Below are 25,178 nucleotides of genomic sequence, written 5' to 3' on the forward strand. Positions count from 1 at the left end.
CCGGGGGCGTGCGGTCCGGCCGTCAGCGCCGGGTGGGCCTGCGGCGTCCCCGCGCCGACCAGCACGCCGCGTGCCAGTGCCGCCGGTCGGCGAGCGCGGCGTCCGGCCCGAACATCCCGTCGGCGGCCCAGGCGACGACGTGCGGCGTGCCGGGCGCGATCTCCTGGTCGCAGCCCGGGCAGCGGTACGTGCGCTCGGACCCGGCGACGCGCTGCACCGTCCAGGTGCCGTCGGGGCCCTCCTCGGACGTGCGCCCGCCGCGCACGCGCTCGAGGTCGAGCGGGACGTGCTCGGCGGTGTACGGGCGCTTGCCGGAGCGACGGGTCGAGGGCACGCCCCCATGATCCCGGACGCGCCCGGGGGCGGCCACCGACCTCGCGGTGACCGCCCCCGGCGCGGCGGCGTGGGTCAGGACAGGGTGGCGGCCGTCTCCGCCGGCGCGATCGTCCGGGTCGCGACGAGGTCGCGGTACCAGAGCGCGGAGTCCTTCAGGGTGCGCTCGCCCGTCGGGTAGTCGACGCGGATGATGCCGAAGCGGCGGTCGTAGCCGTACGCCCACTCGAAGTTGTCCATCAGCGACCAGACGAAGTACCCGCGCACGTCGGCGCCGGCGTCCATCGCGGCGCCCACGGCGTCGATGTGGTCGTGCAGGTACTCGACGCGCGGCAGGTCGTGCACCCGGCCGTCGGCGGACACCTCGTCGTAGAACGCGGCGCCGTTCTCGGTGACCGCCATGGGCAGGCCCGGGTAGCGGCGGTGCAGGTCGAGCAGCAGCTCGGTGAGGCCCTCGGGCTCGATGTTCCAGCCCATGGCCGTGTGCGGGCCGGGCAGCGGCAGCCACTCGACGTCGTCGCAGCCGACCCACGGGCTGACGACCGAGGACTTGTGGCCGTCGGGACCGGGGGTGCCGTCGCCGACGACCGGCTCGCCCTGGAGGCGCTGCACCTTGCCGGTGGAGTAGTAGTTGACGCCCAGCAGGTCGATGGGCACGCGGATCAGCTCCAGGTCGCCGTCCTGCACGAACGACCAGTCGGTGAGGTGCGCGGTCTGGGGCAGGACCTCCTGCGGGTAGCGGCCCTCGAGCAGCGGCTGCAGGAACACCTCGTTGGCCACCAGGTCGACCTGGCGCTTGGCGGCGACGTCCTCGGGGGCGTCGGAGGCCGCGCGGGTCACGTGGAGGTTCAGGGTGATGGAGATCTGCGCGGCGTCGCCGAGCACGTCCCGCACGGCGCGCGCGGCGAGGCCGTGCGCGAGGTTGAGGTGGTGCACCGCGGCGAGCGCGGTGGCCGGCTCGGTGCGGCCCGGGGCGTGGACGCCGGAGGCGTAGCCGAGGTAGGACGAGCACCACGGCTCGTTGAGCGTCGTCCAGACCGTGACCTTGTCGCCGAGCACCTCGGCCATCTTCCGGGCGTACTCGGCGAACCGGTAGGCGGTGTCGCGGTTGCCCCAGCCGCCGGCGTCCTCGAGGGCCTGCGGCAGGTCCCAGTGGTACAGGGTCACGACGGGGGCGATCCCGGCCTCGACGAGACGGTCCACCAGGTCGACGTAGAACGCGATGCCCTCGTCGTTCCACGCGCCGGAGCCGTCCGGCTGGACGCGCGGCCAGGCGATGGACAGGCGGTACGCCTGGAGGCCGAGCTGCTGCATGAGCGCGACGTCCTCGGGCACCCGGTGGTAGTGGTCGGCGGCGACGTCGCCGGTGTCGCCGTTCAGCACGGCGCCGGGGCGCGCGGAGAACGTGTCCCAGATGGACGGGCCGCGCCCGCCCTCGGTGGCGGCGCCCTCGATCTGGTACGAGGCGGTGGCGGAGCCCCACAGGAAGTCGGCGGGGAACTGTCGTCCGGACGGACGGGTGGTCGGCATGGCTGTCCTCGGGGGTCGGGTGGCGGGCCGTCCGGGGACAACCCTGTCGAATCGATACGATACACGGTGTGGGAGCGCTCCCGCGACTCCTGCCGCGGGACGGGTGGGTCGACGCCGTCCGGGTGCTCCCGGTGGCGGGGCGCGGCGAGCCGGCCACGCCCCGCCGCCGGACGGCGGGGCGTCGGTCAGGTCGCGGGGACCTCCAGCACGGCGCCGGAGGCCGCGACCGGCGCACCCAGCCCGTGGGCCACGGCCCACGCACCGGGCACGTCGCCGGTGGCCTCCGCACGGACGCGGTCGCCCGAGCGGGTCACCCGGAACACCGCCTCCCGGCCCGACGGGCGCGCCACCCGCGTGACCGACTCGTGCCCGTCGGCCAGCCCGAACAGCCGCAGGGTGACGCCCTCGGCGTGGTCGTAGTCGGGCCGGTCCGTGCGGGCGCCGACCGGCAGCACCGTGCCCGGCCGGACCAGCACCGGCAGGGAGTCGAACCCGTGGCGCTGGCGGTGCCAGCGCGGGCCGCGGACCCGCGACCCGTCGAGCAGCGAGGTCCACTCCCCCTCCGGCACGTACACGTCCACGTCGCCCTCCGCCGAGAACACCGGCGCGACGAGCACCGACGACCCCAGCAGGTACTGGGTGTCGACGGTCGCCGCACCCGGGTCGTCCGGGAACTCCAGCACCATCGGGCGCATCGCGGGCAGCCCGTCGGTGTGCGCCTCGCGGCCGACCGCCGACAGGTACGGCATCAGCGAGAGCTTGAGCTCCGTGAACCGCTGGGTGACCTTGACGGACTCCTCGTCGAACGCCCACGGCACCCGGTACGACCCGGACCCGTGCAGCCGCGAGTGCGAGGAGAGCATCCCGAACGCCAGCCAGCGCTTGAACACCGCGGCGTCCGGCGTCCCCTCGAACCCGCCGATGTCGTGCGACCAGAACCCGAAGCCCGACGACGCGAGCGACAGCCCGCCCCGCAGCGACTCGGCCATCGAGACGAACGTCGACTCGCAGTCGCCGCCCCAGTGCACGGGGAACTGCTGGCCGCCCGCCGTCGCCGAGCGGGCGAACAGCACCGCCTCGCCCTCGCCGCGCACCTCGGTCAGCAGGTCGAAGACCGCCTTGTTGTACAGGTGCGTGTAGTAGTTGTGCATCCGCTCCGGGTCCGAGCCGTCGTGCCAGACGACGTCCGTGGGGATCCGCTCGCCGAAGTCGGTCTTGAAGCAGTCGACGCCCATGTCGAGCAGCGCCCGGAGCTCGCCCTGGTACCAGGCGACGGCGTCCGGGTTCGTGAAGTCCACGAGCGCCATGCCGGCCTGCCACAGGTCCCACTGCCACACCGAGCCGTCCGCGCGGGTCACGAGGTACCCGCGCTCGCGACCCTCGGCGAACAGGTGCGACCGCTGCGCGATGTACGGGTTGATCCACACGCACACCCGCAGGCCCCGCTCGTGCAGCCGCGCCAGCATCCCCTCGGGGTCCGGGAACGTCGCCGGGTCCCACACGAAGTCGCTCCAGTGGAACCGGCGCATCCAGAAGCAGTCGAAGTGGAACACCGACAGCGGCAGCCCGCGCTCGGCCATGCCGTCGACGAACGACGTCACCGTCTGCTCGTCGTAGTCGGTGGTGAACGACGTCGAGAGCCACAGGCCGTACGACCAGTCCGGGACCCGCGCGGGCCGTCCGGTCAGGGCGGTGTACCGGCGCAGCACGTCCTTCGGGTCGGGCCCGGCGATGACGTAGTAGCGCATCCGCTGCCCCTCGACGCTGAACTGCGTGCGCGAGACGACCTCGGACCCGACCTCGAACGAGACGTGGCCCGGGTGGTCCACGAACACGCCGTACCCGGCGTCGGTCAGGTAGAACGGCACGTTCTTGTACGCCTGCTCGGACGACGTCCCGCCGTCGGCGTTCCAGACGTCGACCGCCTGCCCGTTCTTCACGAACGCGGTGAACCGCTCCCCCAGGCCGTAGACGTGGTCGCGGACCCCGAGGGCGAGCTGCTCGCGCACGAACTGCCGGCCGTCGGCGTCCGTGACGATCCCGACGCCGCGGGAGGTCGCCCCCGTGACGACGCGCCCGTCCACCTCGACGTCGAGCGCCCACTCCCCCGTCGTCGCGACGCGGGCCGTGAGGTTGCCGGTGGTGAGGGCGGCGCGCGGGTCGTCCGCGGTGGGTCCGGTGACGACGACGTCCGGGCGGGCGTCCGCGACCGCGAACGCCGGGCCGCGCTCCACCCCGCCCTGGTGGTGCTCGATCGTCACCCCCAGCACCCCCTCGGCGGGCGAGTCGAGCGTGATCGTGACGAGCGGGTGGTTGAGCGAGTCGCCGCGGGTCTCCAGCCGGCGCACGCCGGCGTACGCGGTCAGACCCCGCTCGCCGACCACGACCTCGTCGACCGCTCGCGGACGCAGGATGTCGACCCCGGGCAGGTTCTGCCAGTAGCCGTCGGTGAACTTCATGGATGCGCTGCCCTTACTTGACCGCGCCCGCGGTGATGCCGCGGGTGAGGGTCCGCTGGAAGATCAGGAAGAAGATGATCGCGGGGACCATCGAGACGAGCGCGCCCGCGTTCGTGGTGGGCGCGTCCATCATGCGGTCGCCCTGCAGGGAGGCGAGCGCGACGGGGATCGTCTGGGTGGCGTTGGTCGTGAGCATGACCAGCGGGATGAAGAACTCGTTCCACGTCCAGATGAAGAAGAAGATGAGCAGGACGCTCAGCGTGGGCCGCACCACCGGGAACACCACGCCCCACAGCGTGCGCCACCGGCCCGCACCGTCCAGCGAAGCCGCCTCGAGCAGGGCCCGCGGGAACGTGCCGAGCACCGACGACAGCAGGTACGTGCCGAAGGCCGCCTGGATGACGGTGAAGATGATGATGACCGACCACTGGTTGTTGGACAGGCCCACCTCCTGCGCCATCTGGAACAGCGGGTAGACGAGCACCTCCTGCGGGAGCATGTTCGCCAGCAGGAACAGCGTGACGACCCACATCCGGCCCTTGACCCGCCCGACGCCGAGGGCGTACGCCGACAGCAGCGACAGCGTCACGCCGAACACGGCCACGGTGCCGGAGATCCACACCGAGTTGACCAGCTTCTCCGGGAAGTTCACGCGGGTCCAGAAGCTCCGCAGACCCTCGGTGTAGAACTCCGCCGGCCACGACAGCGGGCCGTTCTGCGAGTAGTCCGCCGGCGCCTTGAACGCGTTGAGCACCATGATGACGAACGGCACGAGCATGAGCACCGCCACCAGGACCGCGGCGGCGAGCACGAACCAGCGGGCGGTGCCGCGGCGGTGCCGGCGGTCGGTGTCCGTGGCCCGGGCGCGCGGCGGGCGCGGCGGCCGGCCGGCGGCGACGGGCGTCGGCAGCGTCTCGATCGGGGCGGCCATCAGCGACCCTCCTCCTCACGGCGGGCGCTGCGGGACTGCAGCACCATGATCACGACGGCCACCACGATGATGAGGACCGTCAGGACGTTGGCGATCGCGGCGCCGTAGCCGACCTTCGACTTGTCGAAGAAGTTCAGGTACGAGTAGTAGCTCGGCACGAGCGTCGACGACTCGGGGCCGCCGCGGGTGAGCACGTAGATGGGCCCGAAGACCTTGAGCGCGGCCACCGTGCAGGTCAGCGTGATGACGAACGTCTCGGGCTTGATCTGCGGGATCGTGATGGCGCGGAACCGGTGCCACCAGCCCGCGCCGTCCAGCTCGGCGGCCTCGTACAGCTCCGGGTCGACCCGCTGCAGCGCGGACATGAAGATGACCACCGGGTACCCGATCTGGATCCAGATCAGCACGAGCATCACGGTCGGCAGCGCGGTCGACGTCGAGCCCAGCCAGTTCGGCGGGTCCGTCACGCCGACCTCCCGCAGCAGCACGTTGAGGGCGCCCGTCTGGGAGTTGAGGATCCAGTTCCACAGCACGCCTGCGACCGCGACGGGGAGGATCTGCGGCAGGTAGTACGAGGCGCGCAGCACCGAGGCGACGCGCGGCCCGAACCGCTTGCCGAGCACGTCGAACAGCGTGGTGGCGAGCAGCAGGCCGATCACGGTCGGCACCAGCACCATCGCGACGATCATCGCGACGGAGTTGCGGAACGACGTCCAGAACTGCTCGTCGGCCAGCAGGTCGGTGTAGTTGCCGAGCCCGTACCAGCGCAGCGGGGCGTTGCCGCCCTTCCACTTGTGCAGGCTGTAGTAGATGTTCATCCCGAACGGGATGAGGATGACGACGGTGAACGCGACGAGGCCGGGCACGAGGTACGGGAGGTACCCGAGCCAGTCGCGCGAGCGGCGGTTGCGAACCCGCGGTCGGTCGACGGTGGTCACAGCGGCTCCTCGGTGAAGGCGGCGGGAGGGTCCCGGCCGGCGCCCCGCAGGGGGACGCGGGGCGCCGGCCGGGCGGTCGGGGTCAGCCCTCGAGGAGGTCCGTCTTGCCCGACTCGTACGCCGAGGACAGGCCGTCGAGCACCTCGGACGGGGTCTTCGACTGGTTGATCAGCGACTGGAACTCCGAGACCAGCACGTCGTAGAAGCCCGGCACCGGCCAGTCGGGGTAGTAGGCCAGGCCGTCGTCGTCGAGGATCGCCTCGAAGTTCTCCGTGAGCTCCTTCGTCTTCGGGTCGGTGATCGCGGACGAGTCACCGGCGACCGGCAGGCCGCCGGCCTGGCCGAGCACCTCCTGCACCTCGGGGCGCAGGGTGATGTCGATGAAGTCGTACGCCAGGTCCTTCGCGACCGCGTTCTCCGGGACGACCCAGAGGTTGCCCGAGGAGCCCGGGTGCATCGTGTTCTCCGGGAACAGCGTCTGGCCCCAGGTGAACGGGATCTCCTCGGTCAGGCGCCCGAACCACCAGGAGCCCGAGACCATGAACGGGTACGTGCCGTTGATGAACGACACGCCCATGTCCTCCGCGGTCAGCGCGGCGGAGTCCGCGGCGACGTAGCCGGCCTTGATCCACTCGTCGAGCTTCTCGGTCGCCTGCGTGAAGGCGTCGCCGTGGAAGTCCACGTCGGCCGAGAACAGCTGGTAGTCGTCGACCAGCTCGCGGTCCGCGTAGTGCAGCACGAGCTCGTACCAGAGCTGGCCCATCGGGTACTCCGCGCCGGCCTCGGCGAGCGGGGTGACGCCGTTCTCCTGGAACGTCGCGAGCGCGGCCTCGAACTCGTCGAACGTGGTCGGCACGGCGATGCCGTACTCGTCGAGCATGTCCTGGTTGAAGTACACGCCGACGAACTCGCCGTAGTTCGGCACCCCGTACCAGTCGCCGGAGCCCATGAGGCCCTGCTCGTCGTAGCGCGCCGTGGTCTGGATGGACGCCGGGAGCGTCGAGTCCCAGCCGCGCGACTCGGCCTCCTCCGTCAGCGGCGTGATGAGGCCCTGCGACGCGAGCTGCCCGGCCGTGGCGTTGCCCTTGTTGTACTCCATGACGTCCGGCACGTCGTCGCCGGTCAGGAAGATCTTGGCGTTCTTCTGGATCTGCTCGAACGTCTGGTTCTCGACGTTCACCGTGACGTCGGGGTGCTCGTCCTCGAAGATCTCGATGGCCTTGTTCCACGCCTGGCCCATGGCCGAGTCGTCGTTCTCGTAGTGCCAGATGGTGAGGGTGTCGGCGTCGGAACCGCCGCCCCCGCCGCTGCTGTCACCGCCGCACGCCGCCAGGGCGAGCGGCAGGGCGAGCGCCAGGGCACCCGCCACGACCGTCTTCCGCTGCACTGCCATCACACGTCCTCCTCGTCGAGTTCCTGCTCCGTGCTGTCCGGGCGCGGCGGTCGCCGGCCCGTTCGGGTGGGTCTAGGGGGCGGCGGCCGCGACCGCCGGGGCGACGACGCCGGCCGGGCCGGCCGGCGTCCCCGTGGGCGCGGGGCCGGTGCTGCCGCAGTCCACGAGCCGGCAGGCCAGCACCGCCGGGGGCGGGGGCGTGCCGACGCCGAGCAGCGCGAGCAGCACGTCCACGCCGGCGCGACCGAGCTCGGCACCCGGCGCGTGCAGCGTCGTCAGCGGCGGGACCGACTGGCCCGTCACGGCGGGCGACGACACGACCGCGAGCACGGACACGTCGTCCGGGACCGCGGCGCCGCGCGCGCCGAGCTCGGCGACGACGCCGAAGGTGGCGTCCTCGTTCATGGTGACGACGGCGGTGGGCGCCTCGGCGTCGGCCAGCAGGAGCCGGACGGCGACCCGCCCGCCCGTCACGGACTCGTCGGCGTGCACCTGCCGGGACGTCAGCCCGCGCAGCCGCATCGCGCGCTCGTAGGCGGCCGCGGCGCGCACGGTCGGCCCGTGCCCCTCCGCCACCCGGTGCGCCGCGTGGTTGACGAACGCGATGCGGCGGTGGCCGAGCGCGGCGAGGTGCTCCACCGCGTCGTGCAGGGTGGCCTCGAAGTCCACGTCGACGGACGGCAGGTCGGTGTCGCCGGCCGTCCGCCCGATGAGCGCCGTCGGCACGCCGGCGGCGCGCAGTCCGCGCACCCGGGCGTCCTCCAGGTGCACCTCCATGACGAGCACGCCCTCGGCCAGGCCCTGCCGCGCGACCTCCAGCACGCCGGCCCCGTCGTCCACCGCGAACGGCCAGAGCACGAGCTGGTACCCGCGCTCCTGGGCGCCGGCCGCGGCGCCGAGCACGAACTCGGCGGACGTCCTGCTCAGGCCGGAGGCCCCGACGGGGTACGTGAGGGCGAGCACGCGGCTGTGGCGCGACGCGAGGCCGCGGGCGAGGGCGTTCGGGCGGTAGCCGAGCTCGTCCATCGCCGCCTGCACCCGCGCCCGGGTGGCCGCGGAGACCGGCCGTGCGGAGGTGAGCGTCGCGGAGACGGTCGACAGGGCGACGCCGGCCCGGCGTGCGACGTCCTGCATCGTCACGACCACCGGTCTCCCCTCCTCCTCGAGCGGTGACTCTCGTCGATGAGAGTCGAAGCGCTTCGCGCGGTCGTCACTCTAGGCAGCCGGGGGCGGCGGCGTCCAGGGGTGGAGATATCGAAATGGTCACGGAACGGGTCGAAGCGATTCGATGTCGTGGCGGCGGTGTTCATGCGGCTGTACGCCCAGGGTGGACGGGCAGATCGGACCTCGGTCGCCCCTCGGCGAGCCCCGACAGTCGAAGCGCTTCACCCAATGGAGGACGTCTTCTGACCTGCGTGTTCGACCACCTCGAGCACGCGCCGGCCGCACCCCGGAGGGCCGGTCGGCACGCCCCGCACCGGCACACCACTACCCTGTGCTGCATGGCGACCATCGGGGACGTGGCCCGGGCGGCGGGGGTCTCGGTCTCGACCGTCAGCTACGTGCTGAGCGGCAAGCGCACCATCTCCGCCCCCACGCGCGAGCGGGTGCAGCAGGCGATCTCCGACCTCGGCTACCGCCCCCACGCCGGCGCGCGCGCCCTGGCCTCCAGCCGCAGCAACGTCCTCGCGCTGATGGTCCCGTTCCGGCCCGGCATCAACGTGCAGATCATCATGCAGTTCGTCGGCGGCGTCGTCACGACCGCCCGTGAGCACGACCACGACGTGCTGGTGCTCACGCAGGACGACCCGCAGGGCATGACCCGCATCGCCGCGAGCTCGACCGCCGACGCGCTCATCGTCATGGACATCGAGGCGGACGACGCCCGCCTGCCGGCGCTGCGGTCGCTCACGCTGCCGAGCATCCTCATCGGTGTGCCCGACGACACCACGGGCCTGAGCTGCGTGGACCTCGACTTCGCCGGGGCCGGCCGGCTCGCGGTGCGGGAGCTCGCCCGGCACGGGCACCGTCGGCTGGCTCTCGTCGCCGCGTCGCAGGACCGCCTCGACCACCGTGCGAACTACGCGGTCCGCATGCGCCACGGCGTGCTCGAGCAGGCCGCCACCAGCGGCGCCGACGTCGCGGTCGTGCCCGCCGAGCCGACCTTCACCGGCGGCGCGCAGGCCCTCGACCGCGTGCTCGACGAGCACCCCGGCACGACCGGGCTGGTCGTCCACAACGAGGCGGCGCTCGGGGGCGTGCTGGCGCGCGCCGCCGACCGGGGGCTGCGGATCCCGGAGGACCTGTCCGTCGTCGCCGTCAGCCCCGCCGACGTCGCCGCCGCCCTGCCCGTCCCCGTCTCGATCATCGAGGTGCCCGGGAACCGCATCGGCCGGCTCGCGGTCGAGATGGCGATGGCCCGCCTCGCCGGCGAGGACCTGGCCGAGACCCGGCTCGTCGCCCCCGCGTACACGGACCACGGCAGCGTCGCGGCCGTCTGACGCGGCCACCTCGCCGCTCGCACGAGCACGGCACACCGCCACCGCCGAGCGGGGGCCGAGCCGAGACGCCGTAGCGCGCGACGGCGCCACCGCACTAGCCGGCGACGGCGCTCCCGCCGGCCACGGACCCGTCTTCCCCCGCTGCTCCCGGCTCGTCCGCAGCCGCCGCATCGGCCGTCGCCGCGCGCAGCGACCGCAGCACCAGCGCGTGCCGGAGCAGGAACGCCTGCTCGTCCAGCTTCTTGCGCCGCAGCCACCCGGTGACCTCGTCGTCGTGCTTGCTCGCGTTGCAGGAGGCGCAGGCCGGGACCACGTTCTCGACCGTGTACCGGCCGCCGCGCGCGACCGGCATCACGCAGTCCCGCTGGAGCCCCGGACCCGGCGCGCGGCAGTACGCGCACCCGTCCCACGCCGCGAGCAGGGCCGCCCACTGCGCGGCCGTGAGGTCGTTCTCCACGCGGGAGAGCCGGCGCTGCCGGCGCTTCGCGTAGCGGGCGCGGGCCGCGGGGCCGGCGGGGCGGAACCGGCGGGCAGGGGGCACGGGCGGCACGGTCGCACCGTACCGCTGCCGGGTCACACCTCGACGAGCGCCCCGCCGCGGTAGACCGCCACGCACGCGAGGTCGCCGTCCGTCACGACGACGTCGCCGCGCCGGCCGACGGCCAGCGCGCCGAGGTCCGGCCGCCCCAGCACCTCGGCGGGCGTCGCGGACGCCGACCGCACGGCGGCGACGAGGCCGACGCCCGCGGACACGACGCTGCGCACGACGTCCAGCAGGTGCGCGGTGCCGCCGGCGATGGCGCCGGCCGTGCCGTCCTCGTCGCGCAGCCGCGCCACGCCCTCGCCCACGCGCACCGCCATCGGCCCGAGCTGGTAGTCGCCGTCCGCCATGCCGGCCGCCGCCATCGCGTCGGTCACCAGCGCGATCGAGCCGGGCCCGACGAGGTCGAACACCGCCCGCACCGTGCCGTCGGCGAGGTGGGTGCCGTCGGCGACGAGCTCGACGACGAGCTCGCCCCGTGCCGCCGCCGCCAGGCACGCCGCGACCGGGCCGGGGTCGCGGTGGTGCAGGGGGCGCATGCCGTTGAACAGGTGCGTCGCCGTCGGACGGGCCGACCGTCCCGCGCCCGCTCCCCCGCCGGCGGCCGCGGACCGGCGGCCGCCCCCGAGCAGAGCCCGCGCGCGGGCGACGGCGGCGTCCACCTGCTCGGCGGACGCGTCCGTGTGCCCGACCGACGGCACCGCACCCGCACGCACCAGCGCCGCGAGCACGTCGTCGGCCGGCTCCCCGTCGCCGCCGCGCCCGTGGCCGTCCGCGACACCCGGCACCTCGGGCGCGACGGTCATCGTCACGAGGTGGCCCCGGGCCGCCGCCGCGAGGTCCGTCACCAGGGCGGGGTCACCCGCGAGCATGTCCTGCGGGTTCTGGGCGCCGCAGCGCGCGGCCGACAGGAACGGCCCCTCGGCGTGGATGCCCACCAGGTCCCCGGACTCCACCAGGTCGGCCAGCAGCGCCGCGCGCGCCAGCAGCACGTCACGGGGCGCGGTCACGAGCGACGCGACCAGGCTCGTCGTGCCGTGGCGCAGGTGCTCGCGCGCCGCGACCAGGGCCTCCTCGCGCGTCGTCGCGTCCGGGAAGCTGGACCCGCCGCCGCCGTGGTCGTGCACGTCGACCAGCCCGGGCAGCAGGGTCGTCCCCGGAGCCGGCACCGGCGGCAGCTCGTCCGCCCACGTGCCCGGGAGCTGCGCGGCCGGCCCCACCCAGGCGATCGAGCCGCCCGACAGGACGACCACGCCGTCCGGGAGGACCTCCGCGGGGGTCACGACCTCCCCCCGCAGGACGACGTCGGCGGGGGCGGTCTCGGCGGTGGTCACGACCCCCATCATGGCGCACTCAGAACAGGCGGGAGTCCACGTCGTCGACGCCGCGCATCGCGTCGTAGTCGAGCACGAGGCAGGCGATGCCGCGGTCGGTCGCGAGCACGCGCGCCTGCGGCTTGATCTCCTGCGCCGCGAACACCCCGCGCACCGGGGCGAGCAGCGGGTCCCGGTTCAGCAGCTCCAGGTAGCGGGTGAGCTGCTCGACCCCGTCGATGTCGCCGCGGCGCTTGATCTCCACGGCCACCGTCGACCCCGAGGCGTCCCGCGCGAGGATGTCGACCGGGCCGATCGCCGTCGGGAACTCCCGGCGCACCAGCGTGTGCCCGGCGCCGAGCACCTCGATCTGCGCGGCCATGAGCTCCTGCAGGTGCGCCTCGACGCCGTCCTTCACGAGGCCGGGGTCGACGCCCAGGTCGTGCTCCGAGTCGTGCAGCACGTCGTGCACCTCGATCACCAGGCGGTCGTCGCTCTTGGTGTGCTGCACGGTCCACACCTGCCGCACCCCGCGCTCGGCGGCCTCGCCGGCGGCGTCCTCGGTGCGCAGCGTGCACGGCGGGCTCATCCAGTTCAGCGGCTTGTACGAGCCGCCGTCGGAGTGCAGCAGCACCGACCCGTCGGCCTTGACCACCACCAGCCGGGTCGCCAGCGGCAGGTGGGCGTTCAGCCGCCCGCTGTACCGGGCCGAGCAGCGCGCGACGAGCAGGCGCATGGGGGACGTCCTTCGGTGCTGTGCGTCAGATGACGTGGTGCGGCACGGGCGGCGCGGCCTCGAGCCACGAGGTGAGACCCGCGTAGGCCTCGGGGGTCATGAGCAGCTCCACCTCGGGACGCGGACCCGGTCCGGACCCGACGCGGCAGCGCACGAGGTACGCCCCGCCCGGGGACGCCGGGTCCGCCGCCGTGCGCTCGACGACCTCGATGCCGCCGCGCGGCCAGATGTGCTCCGGGCGCGGCGCGAGCGACTGCAGCCGCCACCAGTACAGGTGCCGGGCCCCGTAGTGCGCGATGCCGCGGGTCCAGCGGCCCCGCACCCGCAGCGAGCAGCGGAACGAGCCGACCCGCCGGGTCAGGGAGTGCCACCGCGACAGCCCCAGCCCCAGCACGACGAACCCCGCGAGGACGACGAGCAGCGCGACGAGGGCGACCTGGGTCCCGCTCACCGCCGGCCCGTCAGCGCGCGGAGGCGCCGGAGGCCACCGCCTCGGCAGCGTCGACCACGACCGTCACCTGGTCGGCGTCCACGGACAGGAAGCCGCCCTCGACCGTCCACCGGTGGACGGTGCCCCCGGTCTCGGTCACCCGGACCTCCCCGTGCCGGAGCACGGAGAGGACCGGGGTGTGCCCGGCCAGGATGCCGATCTCGCCGTCCGAGGCGGGCGCGCTGACGATGCGCGCCTCACCGGACCAGATGGTGCCGTCGGTGTCGACGAGGTCGACCTCGAGGTGGGCCATGGGACGAGAACCTCCGGGGTGGGGACGAGGGCGGGGTGGAGCGGCGGGCGCCTGGGTCAGACGCCGTACTCCTTCTGGATGCGGGCCCAGTTGCGCTCGAGATCCTCGAGGCCGCCGATGTTGAAGAAGGCCTGCTCGGCGATGTGGTCGAACTCGCCGTCCGCGATCTTCTTGAACGCCTCGACCGTCTCGGACACCGGGACCGTCGAGCCGACGACGCCGGTGAACTTCTCGGCCATGTAGGTGTTCTGGGAGAGGAACTGCTGGATGCGGCGCGCCCGCGCCACGACCGTCTTGTCCTCCTCCGACAGCTCGTCGACACCGAGGATCGCGATGATGTCCTGGAGCTCCTTGTTGCGCTGCAGGATCGACTTCACGCGGGTCGCGACGTCGTAGTGCTCCTGGCCCACGTAGCGCGGGTCGAGGATGCGGGACGTCGACGCCAGCGGGTCCACCGCGGGGTACAGACCGCGGGACGCGATCTCGCGGGAGAGCTCCGTCGTCGCGTCGAGGTGCGCGAACGTCGTGGCCGGGGCCGGGTCGGTGTAGTCGTCGGCCGGCACGTAGATCGCCTGCAGCGAGGTGATCGAGTGGCCGCGCGTCGAGGTGATGCGCTCCTGCAGGAGGCCCATCTCGTCGGCGAGGTTCGGCTGGTAGCCCACCGCGGACGGCATGCGGCCGAGCAGCGTCGACACCTCGGAGCCGGCCTGCGTGAACCGGAAGATGTTGTCGATGAACAGCAGCACGTCCTGCTTCTGCACGTCGCGGAAGTACTCCGCCATCGTCAGGGCGGACAGGGCGACGCGCAGACGCGTGCCCGGCGGCTCGTCCATCTGGCCGAAGACGAGGGCGGTCTTGTCGAAGACGCCCGCCTCCTCCATCTCGACGATGAGGTCGTTGCCCTCGCGGGTGCGCTCACCGACGCCGGCGAACACCGACACACCGCCGTGGTCCTGCGCGACGCGCTGGATCATCTCCTGGATGAGGACGGTCTTGCCGACGCCGGCGCCCCCGAACAGGCCGATCTTCCCGCCGAGCACGTACGGGGTGAGCAGGTCGATGACCTTGATGCCGGTCTCGAACATCTGCGTCTTCGACTCGAGCTGGTCGAAGGCCGGGGGCTTGCGGTGGATCGGCCAGCGCTCCGTGACCTCGAACGTCTCGCCCTCGGTCAGGTTGAGCACCTCACCGGTCACGTTGAACACGTGGCCCTTGGTGATGTCGCCGACCGGCACGCTGATCGGGGAGCCGGTGTCCGTCACCAGCGCGCCGCGGACGAGGCCGTCGGTCGGCTTCAGGGCGATGGCGCGCACGAGCGAGTCGCCGAGGTGCTGCGCGACCTCGAGCGTCATCGTGAAGCCGCCGCTGGCCTCGCCCTCGCCCTGACCGGACAGGTCGATCTCGACGGTCAGCGCGTTGTAGATGTCCGGGATCTGGTCCGCGGGGAACTCGATGTCCACGACGGGCCCGATCACACGGGCGACGCGGCCCACGCCCGGCGTGGCCGTGGTGTCCTTCGCGTCGACGGTGGTCGCGGTCATGTCTGCCTGCCTTCGGTCGTCCGCCGGTGTCCGGCGGGCTGGTTCGGGTCGTGCTCGTGCTGCGGGCGGGGTCAGGAGGCGAGCGCGTCGGCGCCCGACACGATCTCGCTGATCTCCTGGGTGATCTCGGCCTGGCGGGCCTGGTTCGCCAGCCGCGTGTAGGTGCGGATGAGGTCCTCGGCGTTCTCCGTCGCGGTGTGCATCGCGCGCTGCCGGGCGGCGAGCTCGGACGCCGCGGCCTGCAGGAGGCACGCGAAGATCCGGGTGCGCACGTACCGCGGCAGCAGCGCGTCCAGCACCTGGTCGGGGTCCGGCTCGAACTCGTACAGCGGCAGCGCACCCTGCTCGCCGGCGGGCGCGACGCCCTCGACGACCTCCAGCGGGAGCATCCGGATGACCTGGGGGCGCTGGCTCACCATGTTGACGAACTGCGTCGACACGATGTGCAGCTCCCCCACGCCGCCGTCCTCGGGCGCCGCGGCGAAGGCCTCGAGCAGCGTGCTCGCGATCTCCTCGGCGAGGTCGGACGTCGGGGCGTCGGACTGCCCGGTCCAGACGCCCGCGAGCTCGCGGTGCCGGAACCGGTAGTACGACTCGGCGCGGCGACCGCTGACGTACAGCGCGACCTCCTTGCCCTCCTCCTGCTCCAGGCGCTCGACGAGCCGCTCCGTCTCGCGGATCACGGACGCCGAGTAGGCGCCCGCCATGCCGCGGTCCGACGCGATGAGCAGCACGGCCACCCGGTTGGTGTCGTGCCGCTCCGCGAGCAGCGGGTGCCGCACGTCGGAGTGGGTCGCCACGGCCGACACCGCCCGCGTGATGGCGCGGGCGTACGGGGACGCCGCGGCCATGCGGTCACGGGCGCGCCCGATCCGCGAGGCCGCGATCAGCTCCTGCGCGCGGAACATCTTCTTCAGCGACTGCGTGGACCTGATCCGGGCCCGGTAGATCCGCTGCTGGCCGGCCATGCGTCAGGCCTTCTTCTGGCGGACGATCTGCTCCTGCTCGACCGGGGTCTCCTCCTCGGGCTCCTCGGCACCGACGAGCGGCGTGCCGTCGGCCTTGAGGAACCCGTGGCGGAACTCGTCGACCGCGGCCGCGAGCTTCTCCTCCAGGTCGTCACCGAGCTTGCCGGTCTCCGCGATGGAGGTCAGCACGTCGGTGTTGCGGCGCAGGTGGTCGAGCAGCTCGGACTCGAAGCGGCGCACGTCCGGCACCGGCACGTCGTCGAGCTTGCCCTTGGTGCCGGCCCAGATCGACGCCACCTGGTCCTCGACCGGGAACGGCGAGTACTGCGGCTGCTTGAGCAGCTCCATGAGGCGTGCGCCCCGGGTGAGCTGCGCGCGGGACGCGGCGTCCAGGTCGGAGGCGAACATCGCGAACGCCTCGAGCGACCGGAACTGCGCCAGGTCCAGCTTCAGCGTGCCGGAGACCTGCTTCATCGCCTTGACCTGCGCGGCACCGCCGACGCGGGACACCGAGATGCCGACGTCGACGGCGGGGCGCTGGTCCGCGTTGAACAGGTCCGACTGCAGGAAGATCTGCCCGTCGGTGATGGAGATGACGTTCGTCGGGATGTACGCCGAGACGTCGTTCGCCTTGGTCTCGATGAACGGCAGACCGGTCATCGAGCCGCCGCCGAGCTCGTCGGAGAGCTTCGCGCAGCGCTCCAGCAGGCGGGAGTGCAGGTAGAACACGTCACCGGGGTACGCCTCGCGGCCCGGCGGGCGGCGCAGCAGCAGGGACACGGCGCGGTACGCCTCGGCCTGCTTCGACAGGTCGTCGAACACGATGAGGACGTGCTTGCCGCCGTACATCCAGTGCTGGCCGATGGCCGAGCCGGTGTAGGGCGCCAGGTACTTGAAGCCCGCCGGGTCGGACGCGGGGGCGGCGACGATCGTCGTGTACTCGAGCGCGCCGGCCTCCTCGAGCGCGCCGCGCACCGCGGCGATCGTCGAGCCCTTCTGGCCGATCGCGACGTAGATGCAGCGGACCTGCTGGTTCGGGTCGCCCGACTCCCAGTTGGCCTTCTGGTTGATGATCGTGTCGATCGCGATCGCGGTCTTGCCGGTCTGGCGGTCGCCGATGACGAGCTGCCGCTGCCCGCGGCCGATCGGGATCATCGAGTCGATCGCCTTGATGCCGGTCTGCAGCGGCTCGTGCACGGACTTGCGGGCCATGACGCCCGGGGCCTGCAGCTCCAGGGCGCGGCGGCCCTCCGCGGCGATCTCGCCCAGGCCGTCGATCGGCTGGCCGAGCGGGTCCACGACCCGGCCCAGGTAGTCGTCGCCGACGGGCACGGACAGCACCTCGCCGGTCCGGCGGACCTCCTGGCCCTCCTCGATGCCGGTGAACTCACCGAGCACGATGACGCCGATCTCCCGGACGTCGAGGTTCAGGGCCAGGCCCAGCGTGCCGTCCTCGAAGCGCAGCAGCTCGTTGGCCATCGCGCCGGGCAGGCCCTCGACCTGCGCGATCCCGTCGCCGGCGAGGGTGACGCGGCCGACCTCCTCGGACGCGGCGCCGGTGGGCTCGTACGTCGTGACGAAGCTGTCCAGCGCGGCGCGGATGTCCTCCGGCCGGATCTGCAGCTCGCTCATGGCATCTCTCCTGTCGTGTCGCACGCTCGCCGCGTGCGCTCCCACGTGGTTCCGGGTCGGGCTCGCAGAGCCCGTCAGCTGGCCAGTCGTCGTCGGGCGTCCGCCAGCCGTGCGAGCACGGTCGCGTCGATCACCTCGGGGCCGACCTGCACGCGCAGGCCGCCCAGGACGTGCGGGTCCACCTGGACCTGCACCTGCATCTCGCGGCCGTAGGCCCGTCCGAGGATCTCCGCGAGCCGGCGCTGCTGGCCGCCGTCCAGCTCGGCCGCGCTGACGACCGTCGCGACCGTGCGGCGGCGCCGCTCGGCGATGAGGTCGGTCAGGTGCCCGAGCGTGGCGACGTACCGGCGGCCGCGCGGCGCGACGGCCGCCCGGCGGGCCAGCACCCGCGTCGCGGGAGCGCCCTGCCCGCCCAGCAGGCGGTCGACGAGCTCCCCGCGGGCCTCGGCGTGCACCGAGTCCTCGTACAGGAGCCGGCGCACCTCGCGCTGGCCGGCGAGCGCCCGGCCGAGCCGGAACAGCTCCTCCTGGACCTGCTCGATCGTGCCGTCGGCCTCCGCCGAGGCGAGCACGGCCGCGAAGGCCAGGTGCTCGACGGCGTCCGCCAGGTCCTCCTCGGCGGACCAGCGCGCCCGCACCAGCCCCTGCGCGGCCTCGACCACGCGCGGGTCGGCGCCGGTGAGCAGCCGCGCGGCCAGGGCGGCCTTGCGGTCCGCCGCGGCCGACGGGTCGGTGAGGGTGCGCCGCAGCGAGCCGGACGAGTCCAGCGCGTCCACCAGCGCGAACAGCTGCTCGCCGAGCAGCCGCCCCTCGGCGCCGGCCTCACGCAGCACCGGCTCGAACCGGCCCTCCGCGGCGACCAGCGACGCCCGGCTCGTCCCTCGCATCAGCTCCCCTTACCCGCGGTGGCCGTGGTCTGCGCGTCCAGCTCGTCCAGGAACCGCTCGACGACGCGCGAGCGGCGCGCCTCGTCCGCGAGCGACTCGCCGACGATCTTCGACGCGAGCTCGGTGGCCAGCGCGCCGACGTCGGCACGCAGCGAGACGGCGGCCTGCTGGCGCTCCGCCTCGATCTGGCGCTGGGCCGTCTCCGTGATGCGGGCCTGCTCCTCCGTGGCCTTCTGACGGGCCTCGGCGACGATCTGGCCGGCCTCGGCGCGCGCGTCCTCGCGGATGCGCGCGGCCTCCGTCCGGGCCTCCTGGAGCTGCTGCTCGTACTCGGCCTTCGCCGCGGCAGCCTCCTCCTGGGCGTGGGCCGCCTGGGCGAGCCCGCCCTCGATCTTCTCCGTGCGCTCGTCGAGCACCGCCGTGAACTTCGGCAGCACGAGCTTGTAGAAGACGACCGCGATGACGACCAGGATGACGAAGGACCACAGGAGGTCGTACGAGGCCGGGACCAGCAGCCGCCAGCCCTCGACCTCCTCGGTCTCCGCGGCCAGGACGCTCGCCGCGGTGAGCGCGGCGGTGCTCACGAGAAGAGGAAGCCGGTGATCAGGCCGAGGAGACCGAGCACCTCGACGAAGCCGATGCCGATGAACATCGTGGTCCGGAGCTGGCCGGCGACCTCGGGCTGGCGGGCCATGCCCTCGACCGTCTTGCCGATGAGGATGCCGAGGCCGATGCCCGGGCCGAGGACCGCGAGGCCGTAGCCCACGGTCGCGATGTTGCCGGAGACGGCGTTCTCGGCCGCAAGGATGACGCTGGGGTCCGCGAGAAGAGACACGCTTGCTCGTTCCTTCCGTTTGGCCGCCGACCGGTCGGCCGGCGGTCGTTCAGTGCCGGGAGGTCCGTGACCGCCCGGGGTGGTGCAGGGTCAGTGCTCGTCCTCGACCGACTGGCTGAGGTAGACGGCCGTGAGGACGACGAAGATGTAGGCCTGCAGCGCCGCGACGAACACCTCGAACAGCGTGATCGCGAAGCCGCCGGCCAGGGTGAGCGCCCCGAAGGGCTTCAGGCCGCCGCTGGCCTCGAACAGCAGGAACTGCGTGGCCGAGAAGCACAGCACGAGCATCAGGTGACCGGCGACCATGTTGGCCATGAGCCGGATCGCCAGCGTGAGGGGCCGCAGGACGAACACCTGCAGGAACTCCACGGGCGTCAGCAGCACGTAGAGGAACGGCGGGACGCCCGGCGGGAACAGGCTGTTCTTGAGGAACCCGCCGACGCCGTGGGCCTTCACGCCCGCCCCGAGGTACATGACGTACACCCAGAGCGCGAGCATGACCGGCAGGCCGATGAGGGACGTCCCGGCGATGTTCAGCCCGGGGATCACGCCGGTGATGTTGAAGGCGAAGATCGCGAAGAAGATCGTCGTCAGGAGCGCGACGTACTTGCCGGCCTTCTCCTTGCCGATGATGTCCTCGGCGACGTTGACGCGCACGAAGTCGAGCAGGAACTCGGCCATGTTCTGGCCGCGGCGCGGGACGAGCCGCGCCCGCCGGGCCGCGATCACCATGAGGGTCAGCAGCACCGCGACGGCGACGAAGCGGACCAGCTGGATCCGGTTGATCTCGAAGACGGTGCCCTCGAACCAGATGGCCGGCGGGAAGAACTCGGCGATCGACGGCTTGTGGAACCCGGACTCGCCTTCGGCAGCGAGCGGCAGGATCGTCGCAAGGCTGGACAGAGCAGTCTCCTGTAGGTCGAAGGCGCCGGCGGTCGATCCCAGGTATGGGTCACTCCGCCGGGACCCGGCCGTCGTGGGTGGTTCGGGGGAAGCCTAGCCCATCGTCGGGCTGTCGCCGTCCGGCTCATCCCGATTCGGGACCTTCGGCCCAGAACCCGAGGGTGACACGTACGGCACCCTGCCCCGCTGCACCGCGCGGTAGTCCAGCAGGGCCGACCCGATGACGGCCACGGCGACGACGACGGCCAGCACGTAGCGGTCGTAGAAGTCCATGCCGCGCAGCACCGCGAGCACGACGACGACCACCGCGAGCTTGCCCAGCCAGGTGCCCATGATGACGGCCATCATCTTCCCGGGCGCCGTGTGGGAGGTCCGCAGCATGGACAGCGTCGTGGTGCCGGAGAACACCAGCGCGATGGCGGCGCCGACGAGCGCGCCCCACACGCCCGGCACCCCCGCGACGAGCCAGCCGACGCCGACGCCGAGCACGGCGACGCCCGCGACCAGCACCACCATGTCGCGCAGGGCGCGGCGGAAGACGGCCGCCACCTCCGGGCTGTCGCCCCGGGGGGTCGTCTCGGGCGTGGGGTCGGTCATCGGTCCGTCCTCGGGTCGGTGTCGGTCAGGGCGGTCAGGGAGGCGTGCAGCGCCACCGGCGGGCTGCCGCCGGGGTCGGCGGCGGGGTGCCAGGCGTGCCGGCGGGCGTCGGCGGCGTGGCGCGCGGGCGCGGTGCCGCCGTGCGGTCCCGTGCCCGGCTCCCCCGGGTGCGGGTGCACGGGCCCGGAGGACGGCCCCGCGGTGCCGGCCGGTCCGGGACCGCTGCGCCCCCGCAGCGGTCCGAGCGTGAGGGCCAGCGCGACGAGCACGCCCGCCGCGAGGCCGACGAGCACCGCGGTGGTCGAGAACCACACCAGCGCGACCGCGGCACCCGTGAACAGCGCGGTCCAGACGTAGAGGATGATCACCGCGCGCCGGTGCGAGTGGCCGATCGCCAGCATCCGGTGGTGCAGGTGCATGCGGTCCGGGTGGAACGGCGACTTGCCGGTGCCGACCCGCCGCACCACGGCCAGCCCCATGTCGAGCAGCGGCAGCAGCAGGACGGCCAGCGGCAGCAGGATCGGCAGGAACGCGGGGAACGACTGCCGCGTCATCGCCGGGTCGATCTGCCCCGTGACCCGGATGCCGGCCGCGGCGATCACCAGGCCGATGAGCATCGACCCGGAGTCGCCCATGAAGATGCGCGCCGGGTGGAAGTTGTGCGGCAGGAACCCGACGCAGGCGCCCACGAGCAGCGCGACGATCAGCGTCGCGAGGCTCGAGTAGTCGCCCGGGCTGGCCTCGCGCGTGAGCTGGTAGGAGTAGACGAAGAACCCCGCGCCGCCGATCGCGATGAGGCCCGCCGCCAGCCCGTCGAGGCCGTCGACGAAGTTCACGGCGTTCATCGCGACGACGACCGTCAGCACCGTCAGGCCGAGCCAGATCCGGTCCGAGCCGAGCACCACGCCGTCGATCGGCAGCTGGTAGAGCTGCACGCCCTGCGAGGCCATGACGAACGCGGCCAGCACCTGGCCGACCAGCTTCGTCATCCAGTCGAGGTCCCAGATGTCGTCCGCGACGCCGAGCGCGCACACGATGGTCGCCGCCGCCGCGATGCCGATGATCGGCCGGGGGTTCTCGAACACGGCGTCGAGGAACGGCAGCCGGCTCGCCATCGCCAGGCCGACGAGGATGCCCGCCCACATCGCGAGCCCCCCGAGCCGCGGCGTCGGGATGGAGTGCACGTCCCGCGTCCGCACCGCCGTGATGGCGCCCCACCGCAGCGCGCACCACCGCGCCACCGGCGTCAGCAGGTACGTGGCCGCCGCGGCGATGAGCAGGAGCAGGAGGTACGCCCTCACCGGCCGGGTCCACCCACCACGGGTGCGACCTCGCGCAGGCGCTCGAGGGAGAGGGCGCCCTCGCGGACGACGCGCAGCTCGTCGCCGGTGGCGTCGACGATGGTCGAGGCGACCTGACCGGGCGTGCGGCCGCCGTCGAGGTACGTCTGCACCCGGTCGCCGAGCTGGGCGACCGCCTCGCCGACCTCCAGGGCCGACGGCTGACCGGTGCGGTTCGCGCTCGACACCGCCATCGGGCCGGTGCGGCGCAGCAGGGCCAGCGCGACGGGGTGGTCGGGCACCCGCAGGGCGACCGTGCCGTGCGTGTCACCGAGGTCCCAGGCCAGCGACGGCTGCGCCACCAGGATGATCGTGAGCCCGCCCGGCCAGAACGCCTCCGCGAGGTCGCGGGCCGCCTGCGGGACGCCCATCGCCAGCCCGTCCAGCGTCCGCGCGTCGGGCATGAGCACCGGGGGCGGCATCTGCCGGCCGCGGCCCTTCGCGGCGAGCAGGGCCGCGACCGCCGGCGGCGTGAACGCGTCCGCGCCGATCCCGTACACGGTGTCCGTCGGCAGCACGACCAGCCCGCCGCGCTCGACCGTGTGGACGGCGGCGTCGAGGGCCGGCCCCCAGGTGGCGGGATCGGTGGCGTCCAGGGCGTGGGCAGTCACGGCTGCGAGTCTCCCACGCCGGCCTGGGCGCCCGGAGGCGGCTCGCCCGGCTCCCGCGGCACCGGGGCCGGGCCGCGCCGCCGGGCGACGAGCATCCGGGGGCGGCCGGTGAGGTCGGGCAGCGTCGCGACCGCCTCGAACGCGCCGGTCGCCTCGGCGTCCGCCCGGGAGGCGGCGTCCTGCACCTCGGCGTGCTCCATGACGAGCAGGCCGCCGGGGACGAGCAGCCGCGCGGCCGCCGCCAGCACGGCACGCGGGACGTCCAGGCCGTCCGCGCCGCCGCCGTACAGCGCCAGGTCGGGGTCGTGGTCCCGGACCTCCGGGTCCACCGGCACGGCGTCCGGCGGGATGTACGGCGGGTTGGACACCACGACGTCGACGGTGCCGTCGAGCTCCGCGAGCAGCGCCGGGTCCCGCACGTCGCCGAGCTCCACGCGCATCGTCCCGGAGCCCGACGCGCCGTGGTTGTGCCGCGTCAGGGCCACGGCCTCCGGCGACGCGTCGACCGCGACCACCCGCGCACCGGGCACCTCGGTGTCGACCGACAGCGCGATGCCCCCGGCGCCGCAGCACAGGTCGACCACCAGCGGCGACCGCCCCTCCGCCGTGAGCCGCGCGGCCTCGTCGACCGCGACCTGCGCGACGGTCTCGGTCTCCGGCCGCGGCACGAACACGCCCGGCTCCACGCGCAGGCTCAGGTAGCGGAACACCGTCGAGCCGACGATGTGCTGCAGCGGCTCGCGGCGCCGGCGGCGGTCCACCAGCCCGGCGTACTCCTCGGTGAACCCCTCCGGCGCGGGCGGCGCCATCACGAGGTCCAGCCGCGGCAGCCCCAGGGCGTACGCCGCCAGCGCCACCGCGTCGTGCCGCGGCGACCCGACGCCGGCGTCCGCGAGCACGCGCGTCGCGCCCTCGACGAGCGCGCGGACCGTCGGGGCCGGGGCCTCGGTCACGACTGCCCCGCGGCGGCCAGGCGCGCGGCCTCGTCGGCGTCGACGGCCGACTGCACGACCGGGCCGAGGTCGCCGTCGAGCACCGCGTCCAGGTTGTACGCCTTGTAGCCGGTGCGGTGGTCCGCGATCCGGTTCTCCGGGAAGTTGTACGTCCGGATCCGCTCCGAGCGGTCGACCGTGCGGACCTGGGAGCGCCGGGCCGCGCTCGCCGCCGCGGCAGCCTCCTCCTGGCGGGCCGCCAGCAGCCGCGCCCGCAGCACGCGCATCGCCTGCTCGCGGTTCTGCAGCTGCGACTTCTCGTTCTGCATCGACACGACGATGCCCGTGGGGACGTGCGTGATCCGCACCGCCGAGTCGGTGGTGTTCACCGACTGGCCACCCGGGCCGGACGACCGGTACACGTCGATGCGCAGGTCGTTCGGGTCGATCTCGACCTCGCCCTCGTCCTCCACCTCGGGGAAGACCAGGACGCCCGCCGCCGACGTGTGGATCCGGCCCTGGGACTCCGTCACCGGCACCCGCTGCACGCGGTGCACGCCGCCCTCGTACTTGAGGCTCGCCCACACGCCGTCCGCCGGGTCGGTGACGGCGCCGCGCGCCTTGATCGCGACCTGCACGTCCTTGTAGCCGCCGAGGTCCGACTCGGTGGACTCGAGCGTCTCGGTCCGCCAGCCGCGCCGCTCGGCGTACCGCAGGTACATCCGCAGCAGGTCGCCGGCGAACAGCGCCGACTCCTCGCCGCCCTCGCCCGCCTTGATCTCCAGGATCGCGTCGCGGGCGTCGTCCGGGTCCCTGGGGACCAGCACCCGGCGCAGCCGCTCGGCGGCCTCCGCCTCCGCCGCGGCCAGCGCGGGCAGCTCCGCCGCGAACGCGTCGTCCGACTCCGCCAGCTCGCGCGCGTCCGCGAGGTCCTCGGCCGCCGCGCGCCAGGCGGCGTGCGCCTGCGCGACCCGGCCCAGCTCCGCGTACCGGCGCCCCAGCCGGCGGGCGAGCGCCTGGTCGGCGTGCACCGCCGGGTCGGCGAGCTGCTGCTCGATGCTCGCGTGCTCGTCGAGCAGCGGACGCGCCGCCGCGAACGGGTCGGTCATGGGCGGGGAACCTCCGGGAGGTGCGGGCACGGGCCCGGCGCGGCCGGGACGGCGGCGGGCGCGCACCGTCCGGACATGCGACGACGCCGGTGACCGCGGTCCGTGACGGACCGCCGGTCACCGGCGTCGGGGGTGCTAGTTGGCCGGGCGCTTGCCGTAGCGCGCCTCGAACCGGGCCACGCGGCCACCGGTGTCGAGGATCTTCTGCTTGCCCGTGTAGAACGGGTGGCAGGCGCTGCAGACGTCGGCGCGGATCTCGCCGGAGGTCGCGGTCGAGCGCGTGGTGAACGTGTTGCCACAGGTGCAGGTCACCTGGGTCACCACGTACTCGGGGTGGATGTCAGTCTTCACAGGTGTTCTCCTCGGGTTGGGCCTCCGGGTCGTGCGCGCGAGCCGCGCACGTGA

26 protein-coding genes are annotated in these 25,178 nt (G+C 73.5%); 1 reads left to right on the plus strand and 25 read right to left on the minus strand.

Annotated elements, in window-relative coordinates; translation table 11 throughout:
* Window positions 1-22: 22 nt before the first annotated feature.
* From P9841_RS05210 to P9841_RS05240, 7 genes are all read right to left on the minus strand, one after another.
* Complete coding sequence (locus tag P9841_RS05210; protein WP_283321005.1) at window positions 23-334, minus strand: Rv1322 family protein; 312 nt, start codon at window positions 332-334, stop codon at window positions 23-25.
* Window positions 335-408: 74 nt separating this feature from the next.
* Window positions 409-1,863 (minus strand): GH1 family beta-glucosidase, encoded by a 1,455-nt coding sequence (locus P9841_RS05215; RefSeq protein ID WP_283321006.1) that lies wholly within the window; start codon window positions 1,861-1,863, stop codon window positions 409-411.
* Between the two features lie 185 nt (window positions 1,864-2,048).
* The gene (gene yicI, locus P9841_RS05220) at window positions 2,049-4,322 is read right to left on the minus strand and encodes an alpha-xylosidase (protein WP_283321007.1); all 2,274 of its coding nucleotides are present in this window, start codon (window positions 4,320-4,322) and stop codon (window positions 2,049-2,051) included.
* Between the two features lie 13 nt (window positions 4,323-4,335).
* Window positions 4,336-5,253, minus strand: a complete 918-nt coding sequence (locus P9841_RS05225; protein ID WP_283321008.1) for a carbohydrate ABC transporter permease — start codon at window positions 5,251-5,253, stop codon at window positions 4,336-4,338.
* Entirely contained in the window at window positions 5,253-6,191 is a 939-nt protein-coding gene (locus tag P9841_RS05230) for a carbohydrate ABC transporter permease (protein WP_283321009.1), read from the minus strand. Before P9841_RS05230 ends, P9841_RS05225 begins: the two co-directional genes overlap by 1 nt.
* An 82-nt stretch (window positions 6,192-6,273) precedes the next feature.
* The gene (locus tag P9841_RS05235; RefSeq protein WP_283321010.1) at window positions 6,274-7,584 is read right to left on the minus strand and encodes an ABC transporter substrate-binding protein; all 1,311 of its coding nucleotides are present in this window, start codon (window positions 7,582-7,584) and stop codon (window positions 6,274-6,276) included.
* 72 nt (window positions 7,585-7,656) lie between these two features.
* Window positions 7,657-8,718, minus strand: coding sequence for a LacI family DNA-binding transcriptional regulator (locus P9841_RS05240; RefSeq protein WP_283321861.1), 1,062 nt, complete (start codon window positions 8,716-8,718; stop codon window positions 7,657-7,659).
* A gap of 368 nt (window positions 8,719-9,086) precedes the next feature.
* Here P9841_RS05240 and P9841_RS05245 point away from each other — a divergent pair, with 368 nt between their 5' ends.
* Window positions 9,087-10,085, plus strand: coding sequence for a LacI family DNA-binding transcriptional regulator (locus P9841_RS05245; RefSeq protein WP_222171708.1), 999 nt, complete (start codon window positions 9,087-9,089; stop codon window positions 10,083-10,085).
* Window positions 10,086-10,179: 94 nt separating this feature from the next.
* Here the strand turns inward: P9841_RS05245 and P9841_RS05250 are convergent, their stop codons facing one another.
* The 18 genes from P9841_RS05250 to rpmE form a co-directional block, all read right to left on the minus strand.
* Window positions 10,180-10,635 (minus strand): HNH endonuclease, encoded by a 456-nt coding sequence (locus tag P9841_RS05250; RefSeq protein WP_349306927.1) that lies wholly within the window; start codon window positions 10,633-10,635, stop codon window positions 10,180-10,182.
* Window positions 10,636-10,658: 23 nt separating this feature from the next.
* The gene (locus P9841_RS05255; RefSeq protein WP_283321863.1) at window positions 10,659-11,969 is read right to left on the minus strand and encodes an N-acetylglucosamine-6-phosphate deacetylase; all 1,311 of its coding nucleotides are present in this window, start codon (window positions 11,967-11,969) and stop codon (window positions 10,659-10,661) included.
* 10 nt (window positions 11,970-11,979) lie between these two features.
* Window positions 11,980-12,675, minus strand: a complete 696-nt coding sequence (nucS, locus tag P9841_RS05260) for an endonuclease NucS (protein WP_222171705.1) — start codon at window positions 12,673-12,675, stop codon at window positions 11,980-11,982.
* A 25-nt stretch (window positions 12,676-12,700) separates the two neighbouring features.
* Window positions 12,701-13,126, minus strand: a complete 426-nt coding sequence (locus P9841_RS05265) for a DUF2550 domain-containing protein (protein WP_283321011.1) — start codon at window positions 13,124-13,126, stop codon at window positions 12,701-12,703.
* 10 nt (window positions 13,127-13,136) lie between these two features.
* Window positions 13,137-13,418, minus strand: a complete 282-nt coding sequence (locus tag P9841_RS05270) for a F0F1 ATP synthase subunit epsilon (protein ID WP_283321012.1) — start codon at window positions 13,416-13,418, stop codon at window positions 13,137-13,139.
* Window positions 13,419-13,474: 56 nt separating this feature from the next.
* Entirely contained in the window at window positions 13,475-14,959 is a 1,485-nt protein-coding gene (atpD, locus tag P9841_RS05275; protein WP_283321013.1) for a F0F1 ATP synthase subunit beta, read from the minus strand.
* A 71-nt stretch (window positions 14,960-15,030) separates the two neighbouring features.
* On the minus strand, window positions 15,031-15,927 hold the full coding sequence (locus P9841_RS05280) for a F0F1 ATP synthase subunit gamma (protein ID WP_222171701.1): 897 nt from the start codon (window positions 15,925-15,927) through the stop codon (window positions 15,031-15,033).
* A gap of 3 nt (window positions 15,928-15,930) precedes the next feature.
* On the minus strand, window positions 15,931-17,559 hold the full coding sequence (gene atpA / locus P9841_RS05285) for a F0F1 ATP synthase subunit alpha (protein WP_283321014.1): 1,629 nt from the start codon (window positions 17,557-17,559) through the stop codon (window positions 15,931-15,933).
* Between the two features lie 74 nt (window positions 17,560-17,633).
* On the minus strand, window positions 17,634-18,446 hold the full coding sequence (locus P9841_RS05290; RefSeq protein ID WP_283321015.1) for a F0F1 ATP synthase subunit delta: 813 nt from the start codon (window positions 18,444-18,446) through the stop codon (window positions 17,634-17,636).
* On the minus strand, window positions 18,446-19,030 hold the full coding sequence (locus P9841_RS05295; RefSeq protein ID WP_283321016.1) for a F0F1 ATP synthase subunit B: 585 nt from the start codon (window positions 19,028-19,030) through the stop codon (window positions 18,446-18,448). The genes P9841_RS05290 and P9841_RS05295 overlap by 1 nt, the downstream gene beginning before the upstream one ends.
* The gene (gene atpE / locus P9841_RS05300) at window positions 19,027-19,281 is read right to left on the minus strand and encodes an ATP synthase F0 subunit C (RefSeq protein ID WP_283321017.1); all 255 of its coding nucleotides are present in this window, start codon (window positions 19,279-19,281) and stop codon (window positions 19,027-19,029) included. Before atpE ends, P9841_RS05295 begins: the two co-directional genes overlap by 4 nt.
* 90 nt (window positions 19,282-19,371) lie before the next feature.
* The gene (gene atpB, locus P9841_RS05305) at window positions 19,372-20,226 is read right to left on the minus strand and encodes a F0F1 ATP synthase subunit A (protein ID WP_349306953.1); all 855 of its coding nucleotides are present in this window, start codon (window positions 20,224-20,226) and stop codon (window positions 19,372-19,374) included.
* 51 nt (window positions 20,227-20,277) lie between these two features.
* Entirely contained in the window at window positions 20,278-20,781 is a 504-nt protein-coding gene (locus tag P9841_RS05310) for a Cg1360 family ATP-synthase-associated protein (RefSeq protein WP_283321018.1), read from the minus strand.
* Complete coding sequence (locus tag P9841_RS05315) at window positions 20,778-22,082, minus strand: MraY family glycosyltransferase (RefSeq protein ID WP_343302015.1); 1,305 nt, start codon at window positions 22,080-22,082, stop codon at window positions 20,778-20,780. Before P9841_RS05315 ends, P9841_RS05310 begins: the two co-directional genes overlap by 4 nt.
* Window positions 22,079-22,732 carry an L-threonylcarbamoyladenylate synthase gene (locus tag P9841_RS05320; RefSeq protein WP_283321019.1) on the minus strand — a complete coding sequence of 218 codons (654 nt, stop codon included), beginning with the start codon at window positions 22,730-22,732 and terminating at the stop codon, window positions 22,079-22,081. Before P9841_RS05320 ends, P9841_RS05315 begins: the two co-directional genes overlap by 4 nt.
* Window positions 22,729-23,685, minus strand: coding sequence for a peptide chain release factor N(5)-glutamine methyltransferase (gene prmC / locus P9841_RS05325; RefSeq protein WP_283321020.1), 957 nt, complete (start codon window positions 23,683-23,685; stop codon window positions 22,729-22,731). The genes P9841_RS05320 and prmC overlap by 4 nt, the downstream gene beginning before the upstream one ends.
* Complete coding sequence (prfA, locus tag P9841_RS05330) at window positions 23,682-24,773, minus strand: peptide chain release factor 1 (protein WP_283321021.1); 1,092 nt, start codon at window positions 24,771-24,773, stop codon at window positions 23,682-23,684. Before prfA ends, prmC begins: the two co-directional genes overlap by 4 nt.
* A 135-nt stretch (window positions 24,774-24,908) precedes the next feature.
* Window positions 24,909-25,124, minus strand: a complete 216-nt coding sequence (rpmE, locus tag P9841_RS05335) for a 50S ribosomal protein L31 (protein ID WP_222171692.1) — start codon at window positions 25,122-25,124, stop codon at window positions 24,909-24,911.
* Window positions 25,125-25,178 lie beyond the last annotated feature (54 nt).

Source organism: Cellulomonas sp. ES6, from assembly GCF_030053835.1.
Lineage (GTDB): Bacteria > Actinomycetota > Actinomycetes > Actinomycetales > Cellulomonadaceae > Cellulomonas.

Bases quoted from the DNA above. Each gene is read 5' to 3' on its own strand.
- P9841_RS05215 (WP_283321006.1), bottom strand. From the start codon at position 1,863: ATGCCGACCACCCGTCCGTCCGGACGACAGTTCCCCGCCGACTTCCTG.
- yicI (WP_283321007.1), bottom strand. From the start codon at position 4,322: ATGAAGTTCACCGACGGCTACTGGCAGAACCTGCCCGGGGTCGACATC.
- P9841_RS05225 (WP_283321008.1), bottom strand. From the start codon at position 5,253: ATGGCCGCCCCGATCGAGACGCTGCCGACGCCCGTCGCCGCCGGCCGG.
- P9841_RS05235 (WP_283321010.1), bottom strand. From the start codon at position 7,584: ATGGCAGTGCAGCGGAAGACGGTCGTGGCGGGTGCCCTGGCGCTCGCC.
- P9841_RS05240 (WP_283321861.1), bottom strand. From the start codon at position 8,718: ATGCAGGACGTCGCACGCCGGGCCGGCGTCGCCCTGTCGACCGTCTCC.
- P9841_RS05245 (WP_222171708.1), top strand. From the start codon at position 9,087: ATGGCGACCATCGGGGACGTGGCCCGGGCGGCGGGGGTCTCGGTCTCG.
- P9841_RS05255 (WP_283321863.1), bottom strand. From the start codon at position 11,969: ATGGGGGTCGTGACCACCGCCGAGACCGCCCCCGCCGACGTCGTCCTG.
- nucS (WP_222171705.1), bottom strand. From the start codon at position 12,675: ATGCGCCTGCTCGTCGCGCGCTGCTCGGCCCGGTACAGCGGGCGGCTG.
- P9841_RS05270 (WP_283321012.1), bottom strand. From the start codon at position 13,418: ATGGCCCACCTCGAGGTCGACCTCGTCGACACCGACGGCACCATCTGG.
- atpD (WP_283321013.1), bottom strand. From the start codon at position 14,959: ATGACCGCGACCACCGTCGACGCGAAGGACACCACGGCCACGCCGGGC.
- P9841_RS05280 (WP_222171701.1), bottom strand. From the start codon at position 15,927: ATGGCCGGCCAGCAGCGGATCTACCGGGCCCGGATCAGGTCCACGCAG.
- atpA (WP_283321014.1), bottom strand. From the start codon at position 17,559: ATGAGCGAGCTGCAGATCCGGCCGGAGGACATCCGCGCCGCGCTGGAC.
- P9841_RS05290 (WP_283321015.1), bottom strand. From the start codon at position 18,446: ATGCGAGGGACGAGCCGGGCGTCGCTGGTCGCCGCGGAGGGCCGGTTC.
- P9841_RS05310 (WP_283321018.1), bottom strand. From the start codon at position 20,781: ATGACCGACCCCACGCCCGAGACGACCCCCCGGGGCGACAGCCCGGAG.
- prfA (WP_283321021.1), bottom strand. From the start codon at position 24,773: ATGACCGACCCGTTCGCGGCGGCGCGTCCGCTGCTCGACGAGCACGCG.